Origin of the sequence: Brevibacterium pityocampae (assembly GCF_039541555.1) — a bacterium.
Lineage (GTDB): Bacteria > Actinomycetota > Actinomycetes > Actinomycetales > Brevibacteriaceae > Brevibacterium > Brevibacterium pityocampae.
This window is the reverse complement of sequence record NZ_BAABGL010000036.1, coordinates 152,401-163,901: the sequence shown is the minus strand read 5'-3', so window position 1 is coordinate 163,901 and position 11,501 is coordinate 152,401. Positions and strand designations below refer to the sequence as shown.

Below are 11,501 nucleotides of genomic sequence, written 5' to 3'. Positions count from 1 at the left end.
TGCGCGTAAAGCACCGAAAAACCGTGTTATCCACAGGGTGTTCGATATTGATCTGAATATTCTTTCGTCTGCACCATCGATTGGGGAAATCTACCCCGCTCTGCGCAGGGATGGGTTTCCGCGCCCCGTGCGCGTACCGCCTCTCTCGCATCTCTCCACGACTGCAGCTCGAGCCCTGCCGACCCCCTGCCAGCCCCCTGCCGGCCACCTGCCGGTCGCCACCCATCCGCCGGATGTGACCGTGCCTCGGCGCAATCGGTTCCTGCGCCGGCGCGAGGCAGACCCGCGGCTCGGGGGTCACTGATCTCTGTACCGGGCCTCGCTCAGGTAGGGCCCGCCTCTGCCGTGACGCAGTCCGTTCCAGCACCGCTCAGTCATTCACTTTGACACTGTCCGTTCCAGCGCCACCCAGCCGTTCGCCGCGGTTGCTCATGCGGCTCGTTCCTGCTGGCGCTGCTCCGCCCTGCTCAGTCGGCTTCGTCTTGCTCAACCACCCCCGTCTCGCCTGCTCAACCACCCCCGCCCGTCTCGCTTGCGCAACTCACCCTGTTCACCCTGCTCACCCCGCTCGCCCCGCTCACCCCGCTCGCCCCGCTCACCCCGCTCGCCCCGCTCACCCCGCTCGCCCCGCTCACCCCGCTCGCGCAGCTCGCCCTGCTCACCCAACTCACACTGCCCACGCACCCCGCTCAACTCACGCGGCTGCGCCCGGGCGGCGGTGCTCGGACGACTGTGTCAGGGCCAGACACTAGACTGACCGACGTAGACCGACCGCTGCCGCGCACACTGCCACAGGCGCTGCCACCAGCACTGCCGAACGCACCGACGCAGGCACGGCGCGGAACATTGCCACCGAACACCGTCAACGAAAGGGTGAAGATGTCGGAGAAATCCGCTCTCACGTCCGCGGAGGTCGCCCACCTGGCCGACCTCGCCCGGATCGCCATGAGCGAGGAGGAACTCGCTCGTACGGCCGGCGACCTCAGCTCGATCCTCGCCAACGTGGCCCGTGTGGCCGAGGTCGCCACGGACGAGGTCCCCGCGACGTCCCACCCCATCCCGCTCTCCAACGTCATGCGTGAGGACGTCGTCGGTGAGACCCTGACGAACGAGCAGGCGCTGTCCGGCGCCCCGCAGTCCGAGGATGCCAAGTTCCTCGTCCCGCAGATCCTGGGGGAGGACTGACATGACCGACACTCCGCAGAATCGGGGCACCTCGCAGAACGCCGACGCCCCGCAGAACACCGACACTCCCCAGAGCTCCAGCGCTCAGCAGACCTCCGACCTCACCCGGCTCACCGCCGTCGAGCTCTCCGCCGGCCTGCGCGCCGGGGACTTCTCCGCGACCGAGGTCACGCGCGCCCACCTCGATCGGATCGAGCAGGTCGAGGGCACGGTCAACGCCTTCATCACCGTGACCGGTGACGTCGCGCTGGCGACCGCTGCCGAGGTGGACCGCAAGCGGGCTGCCGGCGAGGACCTCCACCCGTTCGCCGGTGTCCCCGTCACCCACAAGGACCTCGTCGTCACCTCCGGCATCACCACGACCGCCGGCTCGAAGATCCTCGCCGACTGGGTCCCGCCCTACGACGGCACGGTCTACCGCCGGACGAAGGCCGCCGGACTTCCGCTCCTGGGCAAGACCAATCTCGACGAGTTCGCCATGGGCTCCTCGACGGAGCACTCCGCGTTCGGCAATACGACGAACCCCTGGGACACGACCAAGGTGCCCGGCGGTTCGTCCGGCGGTGCCGCCGCCTCGGTCGCGGCGTTCGAGAGCCCGTTCTCCGTCGGCACGGACACCGGCGGATCGGTCCGCCAGCCCGCCGCCTTCACCGGTACGGTGGGCGTCAAGCCGACCTACGGCTCGGTCTCCCGCTACGGCGTCATCGCAATGGCCTCGAGCCTCGACCAGGTCGGACCCGTCGCCCGCTCCGTCATCGATGCCGCGGCCCTCCACCAGATCCTCGCCGGCCACGACCCGCACGACTCGACCTCGCTGCCCGGTGAGGTGCCCGACTTCCTCGCCGCCGCCCAGCAGGGCGCGTCCGGCGGCGCGCTCGAGGGCGTCCGCCTGGGAGTCGTCAAGCAGCTCGCGGGGGAGGGCTACGAGGACGGCGTGAGCGCCGCCTTCCGCTCCGCTCTCGACCTCGCGGCCGCCCAGGGCGCGGAGATCGTCGAGGTCGACTGCCCGTCGCTCGGCTACGCGCTCGACGCGTACTACCTCATCATGCCCTCCGAGGTGTCCTCGAACCTCGCACGCTACGACGGCATGCGGTTCGGCCTGCGGGTCGAACCGGAGGACGGTCCCGTCACCGCGGAGACCGTCATGGCCGCCACCCGCGCCGCCGGCTTCGGCGCGGAGGTCAAGCGCCGCATCATCCTCGGCACCTACGCGCTGTCGGCCGGCTACTACGACGCCTACTACGGCTCGGCGCAGAAGGTCCGCACCCTCGTGCAGCGCGACTTCGCCGCCGCCTTCGAACAGGCCGACGTCCTGGTCTCGCCCACCGCCCCCACCACGGCGTTCGGGTTCGGCGCGGAGAAGAGCTCCGACCCGATGGCGCTCTACCTGGGCGACGTCGCCACGATCCCGGCCAACCTCGCCGGCATCCCCGGGATGTCGCTGCCCGCCGGACTGTCCGAGGGCCTGCCCGTGGGCTTCCAGCTGCTCGCCCCGGCCCATGAGGACGCGCGCCTCTATCGGATCGGCGCCGGCCTCGAATCCGCACTCGACTCCGCCCGCGGCCACTCGCTGCTCGCGCAGGCACCGGAACTGTGAGGAACACGATGAAGTACGAAGACGCAATCGCGAAGTATGATCCGGTCATCGGCATCGAGGTGCACGTCGAGCTCGGCACCGCCACGAAGATGTTCGACGCCGCGCCCAACACCTTCGGCGGCGGTCCGAACACCAACGTCACCCCGGTCTCGCTCGGACTCCCCGGGGCGCTGCCGGCCGTCAACGGGAAGGCCGTGGAATATGCGGTGAAGATCGGTCTCGCACTCGGCTGCGAGATCGCCGAATCCTGCCGCTTCGCCCGGAAGAACTACTTTTACCCGGACGTGCCGAAGAACTTCCAGACATCCCAGTACGACGAGCCGATCGCCTTCGACGGCTCCGTCGAGGTCGAGCTCGCGGACGGCGAGATCGTCACCGTCCCGATCGAGCGCGCCCACATGGAGGAGGACGCCGGCAAGAACACTCACGTGGGAGGCTCGGACGGGCGCATCCACGGCGCCCAGCACTCGCTCGTCGACTACAACCGGGCCGGCGTGCCGCTCGTCGAGATCGTCACCCACCCGATCGTCGGCACCGGGGAGCGCGCTCCCGAGGTGGCCTCCGCCTACGTCCGCACGCTCCGTGACATCTTCAAGGCCCTCGACGTGTCGGAGGCGCGCATGGAGCAGGGCAACGTCCGCGCCGACATCAACGTCTCCCTGCGCACCTCGCCCGAGGCGCCGCTGGGCACCCGCACGGAGACGAAGAACGTCAACTCCTTCCGCTCGATCGAGCGCGCCGTCCGCTTCGAGATCAGCCGCCAGGCCGCGATCCTCGAAGCCGGCGGGTCGGTCCTGCAGGAGACCCGCCACTTCCACGAGGACACGGGGGAGACCTCGTCCGGGCGTGTGAAGTCCGACGCCGACGACTACCGGTACTTCCCCGAGCCCGACCTCGTTCCGGTCGAGCCCGCCCGCGCCTGGGTCGAGGAGATCCGCAGCACTCTGCCGGAGCTCCCCGCCCAGCGCCGCCGCCGGCTGCTCGGCGAATGGGGCTTCTCCGAGCTCGAGATGCGCGATGTCATCAATGCCGGCCTGCTCGACCCGATCGAGGAGACCGTCACCCTGGGCGCCTCGCCGGCCGCTGCGCGCAAGTGGTGGACCGGGGAGATCGCTCGTCTGGCCAAGCAGGACGAGGCCGAGCCGACGCAGCTCGCCACCCCGGCGCAGGTCGCCGAGCTCGCCGGTCTCGTCGAGGCCGGGAAGCTCAACGACAAGCTCGCCCGGAAGGTGCTCGCCGGCGTCGCCGCGGGCGAGGGCTCCCCGAGCGACGTCATGTCCGCGCGCGGACTCGAGATCGTCGAGGACACCGGCGCGCTCGAGGCCGCTGTGGACCAGGCGCTCGCCGACAACCCGGATGTGGTCGAGAAGATCAAGGGCGGCAAGATGCAGGCGATCGGCGCGCTCATGGGGCCGATCATGAAGGCCACCCGCGGTCAGGCCGACGCAGGCAAGGCGCGCGAGATGATCATGGCGAAGATCGGCGGCTGACACCGCTGGTCGGCCGACACCGTCGAACGGCTGCCGCCCTGTCGGCGGACAGTCGGGGCCGCGGAACGGCGGTTGGTCGCGCATCGGATCGCCCGCCGGTCGCACCGCGCACACGGCTCCCGGGACGAGGTGGGGAAAACCCCCGACTTCATCCCGGGAGCCGTCTGCATCCCCGGATACACAGCGATGTGTCAGTTCCCGGTCCTACACTGGAGGCCACGATCCGGTGCCGCCGCCATGCCTGCGGGTGGTTTCCTGCCGCGCGACGCGGCCGCGCCGGACAGCAGTGGTGAGACCCGGACAGCAGTGGCGAGACGCGGAAGGTGGACGGTGAGCAGAACCTGGAAATCGCTGTGGCGCGAGGAGTGCGGTGCGACCCCGCCGGTGTACCGGATCCTCGTCCCCGACAGCGTACCCTCGAGCGTCGTGAGCACCTGGCTGGCCCGCGGATACCGCGTCTCGGTCGGCTCCCCGGCCCCGACCTTCGTGTCCCCGGCCATGAACCGCAATCTCATCCGCTCGAACTTCATCTACCGCACGACCGCCGGCGCCGGACTCACCGCGACCGGGCTCGCCGCGCTCCCCACCGCCGTCATCGCGCTCGCCGGTGACATCGTCGCCGCCGGGGTCGTCACCACGGGAGTGTTCGGCGCGATCACCGCGGTGAGCGCGGGCTGGACCGGGCTCAAGTACCGCCGCGACCCCAAGCGCCTGTCGAAGAAGGACAAGGAGGCCGCGGCCGCCGCCCGCTGGATCACCCCCACCGACCTCGGTTGGATCCCCGGCCTCACCTCCGGCCAGGACACCGACGAGCAGCGCCTCTTCCACCTCGCTGTCACCACCGCCCGCCGGATCGCGCAGACGCGGGCGTGGACCCACCCGATCCTGCAGGACCACGTGGCCCGCGTCGACCTCGACCACGCCGTCGCCTCGATCGGCACCCGCCTGCAGGAGCTCGTCGAGCTCCGCAGCGAGCTCGAATCGGTGCGCGAACCGCAGACGAGCGCCCGCATCGACACCTACCTGACCAAGCTCGCGACCGCATTCCGCTCGATGGCCGACCGGGTGGTCGCGATGCACGAGTACTACGAGCACCTCCTCGATCTCGACCGCCAGCTCACCGTCCTCGCCCACACCGAGCAGTCCAAGGTGCTCGGCGACCGGGTGCTCGACGTGCTCTCCCGCACCGCCGACGACGAATCCGCCGACTGGCGCTTCCGCGAGCTCAACATCGAGGCCGAATCCCACGCCGACGTCATCAAGGGACTGCTGTCCGAGCTCGAGGAGACCGCCGAGGAGTTCGACGACCTCGACGACCTCGACCGCAGGCTCGCCCAGGCGCAGAAGTCCGGGGCGCAGCAGTCCGAGGCGGCCCCGGTCGGCGCCGGGCCCGCGCGGGGGAGCGGGTCGTCCACCGCCGAGGCGCGGGCCGCCGACCGGGACCACACCGGCCGGGACCACGCCGACGGGGTCGACGGCGGCCGGCATCACTCTGTCCAGCACACCGCCGATCGCTCCGACCGCGGCCCGGCCGCGCTCGAACCGGGCGCGGAACCGGTGTTCGATCTCAGTGCCGAGCTGCGTCGCCAGGCCGGCGACCTCCATCGCGAGCCGCGCGACTGAGGTCGGCGTCCGTGAGGCCGGCGCGAATGCCCGATCGGCCGCGGAGACCGGCCCCGGCCCTGCTGCTCGCCCCAGTGCCCGCCCCAGTGCTCGACCGGGGCTGCTCGACCGGGCTCAGCGCGTGATCAGTGCCCGAAGGGGTCCGGGTCGGTGCCCGGCATCCAGGAGATGCCCGGCTCGTCGTAGCCGCATTCCTCCTGGGCCCGCTTCCACTTCTTCGACCAGCGCTTGTCGAGCTTGTCGACGTAGAGCGTGCCCTGCAGGTGGTCGAACTCGTGCTGCATGATGCGCGCGAACCAGCCCTCGACGGTGAGGCTGATCGGCTGCCCGTCTGCGTCCTTCCCGCTCACCGTGACCCGGTGGGCGCGCTTGATCGGGAAGTCGAGACCGGGCACGGACAGGCAGCCCTCCGACTCGGTGTCCGGATCGGGCCTGACGTCCTCGATCTTCGAGGCGACGAGCACGGGATTGACGAACACGCCGCGCCGGCGCACCTCGGCGACCTCGTCGTCGGCGTCGTAGACGAAGATCTGCTGCCCGACGCCGATCTGCGGCGCGGCGAGCCCGACGCCCTTCGATGCGGCGAGGGTCTCGAACATGTCGTCGATGAGGGTGTGCAGGGCGGAGTCGAATTCGGCGACGGGCTCGGCCCGGCGGTGGAGGACCGGCTCGCCGTACACGACGATGGGATGGATGGTCATGCCCAGGAGTCTAATCGAGCCGGCGTTCCCGGAGGTCGGACCCGGTGCGCGCACCCTGTGACGGTTTGGAATAATGTCCTCACGACTGTCGTTGAACGAGACATCGTGATACCCGTGCGGCCGCTGAGGCAGCACCGGGTTCCAGCAGCTGAAGCCATTGGCTGGTGTGTGGGCGAAGAGCACGGCCCTCCCATACCCCAGGTCCGAGCTCTTCGTGCAGCGGACCCCCGTCTCCCTGTATACGAATGGAAGGACACACTGTGAAGATCTACAACAACGTCTCCGAGCTCGTCGGCCGGACGCCGCTGGTCAAGCTGGGCCGTGCGAGCGAGCGCACCGGCGCGGAGATCGTCGGCAAGCTCGAGTTCTACAACCCGGCCAACTCGGTCAAGGACCGGATCGGCGTGGCGATGATCGACGCCGCCGAGGCCTCCGGCGAACTCAAGCCCGGCGGCACCATCGTCGAGGCGACCTCGGGCAACACCGGTATCGCGCTGGCGATGATCGGCGCCTCGCGCGGCTACAGGGTCGTCCTCACCATGCCGGAGTCGATGTCGAAGGAGCGCCGGGCGCTGCTCCGCGCGTTCGGCGCCGAACTCCTCCTCACCCCCAAGGCCGAGGGCATGAAGGGCGCGGTCGCGAAGGCCGAGGAGATCGGCGCGCAGGACGACGCCGTCCTCGTCCGCCAGTTCTCCAACGCCGCGAACCCGCAGGTCCACCGCGAGACCACCGGTGAGGAGATCCTCGCCGACACCGACGGCCAGGTCGACGTGTTCGTCGCCGGGATCGGCACCGGCGGCACCATCACCGGTGCCGGCCGCCTCCTCAAGGAGAAGAACCCGGGCGTCCACATCGTCGCCGTCGAGCCCGAGGCATCCGCCCTGCTCAGCACCGGCGAGGCCGGCCCGCACATGATCCAGGGCATCGGCGCGAACTTCGTCCCCGACATCCTCGACACGGACGTCTACGACGAGGTCGTCGCGGTGTCGAACGACGACTCCTTCGCCAAGGCGCGGCAGGTCGCCACCGAGGAGGGCCTGCTCGTGGGCATCTCCTCAGGTGCCGCGATCACCGCAGCGGAGAAGGTCGCCGCGCGGCCGGAGTTCCAGGGCAAGCGCGTCGTCGTCATCATCCCGAGCTTCGGCGAGCGCTACCTCACCACGCCCCTGTTCGCCGAGTACATGGACTGATCGAGATGGCCCTCCTCACCCGAATCGCCGCCGGGACCGCCGTCACGGCCGCAGCCTTCGTCGCGACCCGGCGGGCGGTGCGCGCCGCGGTGCGCGAGGACCTCGAGACCGCCCGCCGCCGCGATCCCGCGGTGCACAGCGACCTCGTCACTCTCGTCAGCTATCCGGGACTGCACGCGATCTGGGCGCACCGCGGGCTGCACAAGCTGTGGCAGCGCCCGTCCGGGAAGGTGCCCGCACGGCTGCTGTCCCAGATCGTGCGGACGCTCACCGGGGTGGAGATCCACCCGGGGGCGACGATCGGCCGCCGCTTCTTCATCGATCACGCCAACGGCATCGTCGTCGGTGAGACCGCGGAGATCGGCGACGACGTCATGCTCTACCAGCAGGTCACCCTCGGCGGCACCTCGATGGAGCAGGAGAAGCGCCACCCCACGATCGGCAACGACGTGCTCATCGGCGCCGGCGCCAAGGTCATCGGCCCGGTGACGGTGGGGGACGGCGCCTCGGTCGGGGCGAACGCGGTCGTCGTCAAGGACGTGCCGCCGGACTCGATCGCGGTCGGCGTGCCCGCGACGATCAAGCGCCCCGCCGGGGTGGCTCACCCGCACGGCGGGGAGTACGAGCTCGTCGACCCTGCGATCTGGATCTGAGGGATCCGCCGAGCACGGGGCGCGCGATGAGCCGCAACTGGTTCGAGGCCGGAGCCGAGGGATACTCTCGGTTCCGGCCTTCGTACCCTCCCGCCCTCGCATCCCACCTCGCCGAGGCGACCCGCCGCTCCGTCGCCGCCGCAGGCACCTCGTCCGCAGGTTCCGCAGGTGCGGGGGAGCGCAGTGCGGGCTCCGCCGACACCCGTGGGCTCTGCGCGCTCGACGTCGGCTGCGGGACCGGCCAGCTCACCGTCGCCCTCGCCGCGCACCTGCCGCGCGTCATCGGTGCGGACCCGAGCGCCGATCAGCTCTCCCGGGCCGCAGCCCACCCGCGCATCGACTACGTGCAGGCGCCTGCCGAGCGGCTCCCGGCTCCGGACGCCTCCGTCCACCTCGTCACCGCCGCCCAGGCCGCCCACTGGTTCGACCTCCCGGCCTTCTACGCCGAGGTGCGCCGCATCGCCGCGCCCGGGGCGCTGCTCGCGCTCATCACCTACGGCGTCATCGAGACCGATCCGGACATCGCCGCCCGGGTCGACCGCTTCTACTCCGCGGAGATCGGCCGCTTCTGGCCGCCGGAGCGGCACCACGTCGATGCCGGCTACCGGACCCTGGACTTCCCCTTCGCCGAGGTGCCCCTGCCGCCGCTCGCGATCACCGGCGAGCTCACCTGCGCGGAGCTGCTCGGCTACGTGTCGACGTGGTCAGCGGTGCGCGCCGCGCACGAGGCCGGCCGCGAGGCGCTCCTCCGCGACTTCGCCGCAGACCTGCGTGCGCTCTGGGGCGACCCTGCACGCACCCGCACCGTGCGCTGGCCGATCAGCGGCCGCCTCGGGACCGTCTGAATTCCTCCACCTCTCCTGCGCGTCCGGCCCCTCCCAACGGCGTGCCCCCCAGCGCGGCTGCACCGACCGTCCGCACCCCTCACTTCACCGGGAATACCTGCACCCGAAAGTATGTTAAAGTTTTAACTAAGTAGTTGAGGCTTCAATGAAAAGAGGCATCATGGAGATCGGAATCTTCACGATCGGCGACGTCACCACTGATCCGACCACCGGCACCACCCCGACCGAGCACGAGCGCATCAAGTCCACCCTGCGGATCGCGCAGAAGGCCGAAGAGGTCGGCTTCGACGTGTTCGCCACCGGCGAGCACCACAACCCGCCCTTCGTCGCCCCCGCCGACCCGCCGGTCCTGCTCTCGCACATCGCGGCGACCACCGAGCGCCTGCGCCTGTCGACGGCGACCACTCTCATCACGACGAACGACCCGGTGCGGATCGCGGAGGACTACAGCTACCTCCAGCACCTGTCCGACGGCCGCGTGTCGCTCATGATGGGCCGCGGCAACACCGGCCCGGTCTACCCGTGGTTCGGCAAGGACATCCGCCAGGGCATCCCGCTCGCGATCGAGAACTACAACCTCCTCCACCGCCTGTGGCGGGAGAAGAACATCGACTGGGAGGGCAATCTGCGGACCCCGCTCAACGGGTTCACCGTCACCCCCTTCCCGCTCGACGAGGTGCCCCCGTTCGTGTGGCACGGCTCGATCCGCAGCCCCGAGATCGCCGAGCAGGCCGCCTACTACGGCGACGGCTTCTTCCACAACAACATCTTCTGGCCGGCCTCCCACACCGCGCGGATGGTCAAGCTCTACCGCCAGCGCTACGAGTACTACGGCCACGGCCGCGCCGACCAGGCCTTCGTGGGCCTCGGCGGGCAGGTATTCATGGCGAAGAACTCGCAGGACGCCGTCAAGCAGTTCCGCCCGTACTTCGACAACGCCCCGGTCTACGGCCACGGGCCGAGCCTCGAGGACTTCACCGCGCAGACGCCGCTCACCGTCGGCAGCCCGCAGCAGGTCATCGAGCGCTACCTGTCGATGCGCGACTGGGCCGGTGACTACCAGCGGCTGATGTTCCTCATCGACCACGCCGGACTGCCCACCGACACCGTGCTCGAGCAGATGGATATCTTCGGTGCCGAGGTGCTGCCCGTCCTCCGCAAGGAGATGGACGTCCTCCGCCCGGCCGATGTGCCCGACGCCCCCACCCACGAGTGGCTCGTCGAGCGCCACCGTGCCGGACTCGACCCGGTGGCCGGGGGCAGCCCGGAGTCCCGCGCCTTCCAGGACCGGGCCGCGCGCGCCGAGCGGGAGTCCGCGGAGAGCGCGTCCACCGGCGCCGCAAGCAGTGCAGGAGGTGCGCGATGACCTACCGCATCATCGCCGTCTCCGGCGGCATCGGCGACCCGTCGAACTCGACCGCGCTCGCCGAGCGCATCCTCGCCGCCGCGCGCGAACAGCTGCGGCTCGGCGGCGTGGACGCCGAGGTCGAGGTGATCGAGCTCCGCCCGCTCGCCCACGACCTCGTCGACATGACGCTCACCGGCATCGCGTCCGAGGCACTCGAGACGGCATTCGACCGGATCCGCACCTCGCACGGGCTCGTCGTCGCCGCCCAGCCGGCGGAGACCCGCAGCGTCTTCGACGACCTCGACCCGGAGGCGGTGACCCCCTTTGACCAGCTCCTCGGTGCCTGAACCCGGCGCGCCTCCCGGCACGCCGGCCGGCGGCGCCCCATCCGCCGGTGAGGTCCCCGGGGCGGGGCCGAACCTGCTCGCGGAGGCCGGGGTGCTCGACGCCTGGCGCAGCTACCTCGAGACCTCGCAGCGGCTCATCGGCCACCTCGACACCGAGCTCCGCTCCGCCACCGGGCTCGGGCTCAGCGACTACAACCTCCTGCTCCTCCTCGTCGAGGCGCCCGCCCGCACCCTGCGGATGAGCGTCCTCGCCGAGCGCCTCGTGTTCTCCGCCCCCCGGCTCAACTACCGGATCGGGGTGCTCGAGAAGAAGGGGTGGGTGGTCAAGAGCGCCTGCCCGCAGGACGGCCGTGCGCACCTCATCACCCTGACCGATGCCGGCTGGGACGAGTTCCGGGCCGCCGGCCGGGTGCACCGCGCCCACATCGGCGAGGTGTTCGAGGACGCTCTCGCCCCCGGCGATGCGGCGGTCCTCCTCCGGATCACCCGCGCGATCGCGGACCGGCTGCCCTGAGACCGGGC

11 protein-coding genes are annotated in these 11,501 nt (G+C 70.6%); 10 read left to right on the top strand and 1 reads right to left on the bottom strand.

The window, feature by feature from the left end:
• Positions 1–879 precede the first annotated feature (879 nt).
• The 4 genes from gatC to ABD883_RS13725 all read left to right on the top strand — a co-directional run bounded on the left by gatC (position 880) and on the right by ABD883_RS13725 (position 5,895).
• A complete protein-coding gene (gene gatC, locus ABD883_RS13740; RefSeq protein ID WP_247423923.1) occupies positions 880–1,185 on the top strand; it encodes an Asp-tRNA(Asn)/Glu-tRNA(Gln) amidotransferase subunit GatC in 306 nt (101 codons plus the stop codon).
• A 1-nt stretch (position 1,186) separates the two neighbouring features.
• Positions 1,187–2,782 carry an Asp-tRNA(Asn)/Glu-tRNA(Gln) amidotransferase subunit GatA gene (gatA, locus tag ABD883_RS13735; RefSeq protein WP_345032865.1) on the top strand — a complete coding sequence of 532 codons (1,596 nt, stop codon included), beginning with the start codon at positions 1,187–1,189 and terminating at the stop codon, positions 2,780–2,782.
• Between the two features lie 8 nt (positions 2,783–2,790).
• Positions 2,791–4,272 (top strand): Asp-tRNA(Asn)/Glu-tRNA(Gln) amidotransferase subunit GatB, encoded by a 1,482-nt coding sequence (gatB, locus tag ABD883_RS13730; RefSeq protein WP_137320229.1) that lies wholly within the window; start codon positions 2,791–2,793, stop codon positions 4,270–4,272.
• Between the two features lie 330 nt (positions 4,273–4,602).
• On the top strand, positions 4,603–5,895 hold the full coding sequence (locus ABD883_RS13725) for a hypothetical protein (RefSeq protein ID WP_345032862.1): 1,293 nt from the start codon (positions 4,603–4,605) through the stop codon (positions 5,893–5,895).
• A 125-nt stretch (positions 5,896–6,020) separates the two neighbouring features.
• Here ABD883_RS13725 and def read toward each other — a convergent pair whose 3' ends face one another.
• A complete protein-coding gene (def, locus tag ABD883_RS13720) occupies positions 6,021–6,596 on the bottom strand; it encodes a peptide deformylase (protein WP_137320228.1) in 576 nt (191 codons plus the stop codon).
• A 260-nt stretch (positions 6,597–6,856) separates the two neighbouring features.
• Between def and cysK the strand changes: the two genes are divergently transcribed.
• The 6 genes from cysK to ABD883_RS13690 all read left to right on the top strand — a co-directional run bounded on the left by cysK (position 6,857) and on the right by ABD883_RS13690 (position 11,493).
• Positions 6,857–7,786, top strand: a complete 930-nt coding sequence (cysK, locus tag ABD883_RS13715) for a cysteine synthase A (protein WP_137320227.1) — start codon at positions 6,857–6,859, stop codon at positions 7,784–7,786.
• Positions 7,786–8,439: a serine O-acetyltransferase gene (gene cysE, locus ABD883_RS13710; RefSeq protein WP_425548451.1), complete on the top strand. Its 654-nt coding sequence runs from the start codon at positions 7,786–7,788 to the stop codon at positions 8,437–8,439. The genes cysK and cysE overlap by 1 nt, the downstream gene beginning before the upstream one ends.
• Before the next feature lie 26 nt (positions 8,440–8,465).
• A complete protein-coding gene (locus ABD883_RS13705; RefSeq protein WP_345032857.1) occupies positions 8,466–9,284 on the top strand; it encodes a class I SAM-dependent methyltransferase in 819 nt (272 codons plus the stop codon).
• Between the two features lie 160 nt (positions 9,285–9,444).
• Positions 9,445–10,650 (top strand): LLM class flavin-dependent oxidoreductase, encoded by a 1,206-nt coding sequence (locus ABD883_RS13700; protein ID WP_247423912.1) that lies wholly within the window; start codon positions 9,445–9,447, stop codon positions 10,648–10,650.
• Positions 10,647–10,979 (top strand): NADPH-dependent FMN reductase, encoded by a 333-nt coding sequence (locus ABD883_RS13695; RefSeq protein ID WP_295689605.1) that lies wholly within the window; start codon positions 10,647–10,649, stop codon positions 10,977–10,979. Before ABD883_RS13700 ends, ABD883_RS13695 begins: the two co-directional genes overlap by 4 nt.
• Positions 10,972–11,493 (top strand): MarR family winged helix-turn-helix transcriptional regulator, encoded by a 522-nt coding sequence (locus ABD883_RS13690; protein ID WP_175406993.1) that lies wholly within the window; start codon positions 10,972–10,974, stop codon positions 11,491–11,493. The genes ABD883_RS13695 and ABD883_RS13690 overlap by 8 nt, the downstream gene beginning before the upstream one ends.
• The last annotated feature ends 8 nt before the right edge of the window (positions 11,494–11,501 follow it).

What these genes read in the sequence shown, in the direction of transcription:
- ABD883_RS13700 (WP_247423912.1), top strand. Translation starts at nt 9,445, where the DNA reads ATGGAGATCGGAATCTTCACGATCGGCGACGTCACCACTGATCCGACC.
- def (WP_137320228.1), bottom strand. Translation starts at nt 6,596, where the DNA reads ATGACCATCCATCCCATCGTCGTGTACGGCGAGCCGGTCCTCCACCGC.
- gatC (WP_247423923.1), top strand. Translation starts at nt 880, where the DNA reads ATGTCGGAGAAATCCGCTCTCACGTCCGCGGAGGTCGCCCACCTGGCC.
- gatB (WP_137320229.1), top strand. Translation starts at nt 2,791, where the DNA reads ATGAAGTACGAAGACGCAATCGCGAAGTATGATCCGGTCATCGGCATC.
- ABD883_RS13695 (WP_295689605.1), top strand. Translation starts at nt 10,647, where the DNA reads ATGACCTACCGCATCATCGCCGTCTCCGGCGGCATCGGCGACCCGTCG.
- ABD883_RS13705 (WP_345032857.1), top strand. Translation starts at nt 8,466, where the DNA reads ATGAGCCGCAACTGGTTCGAGGCCGGAGCCGAGGGATACTCTCGGTTC.
- gatA (WP_345032865.1), top strand. Translation starts at nt 1,187, where the DNA reads ATGACCGACACTCCGCAGAATCGGGGCACCTCGCAGAACGCCGACGCC.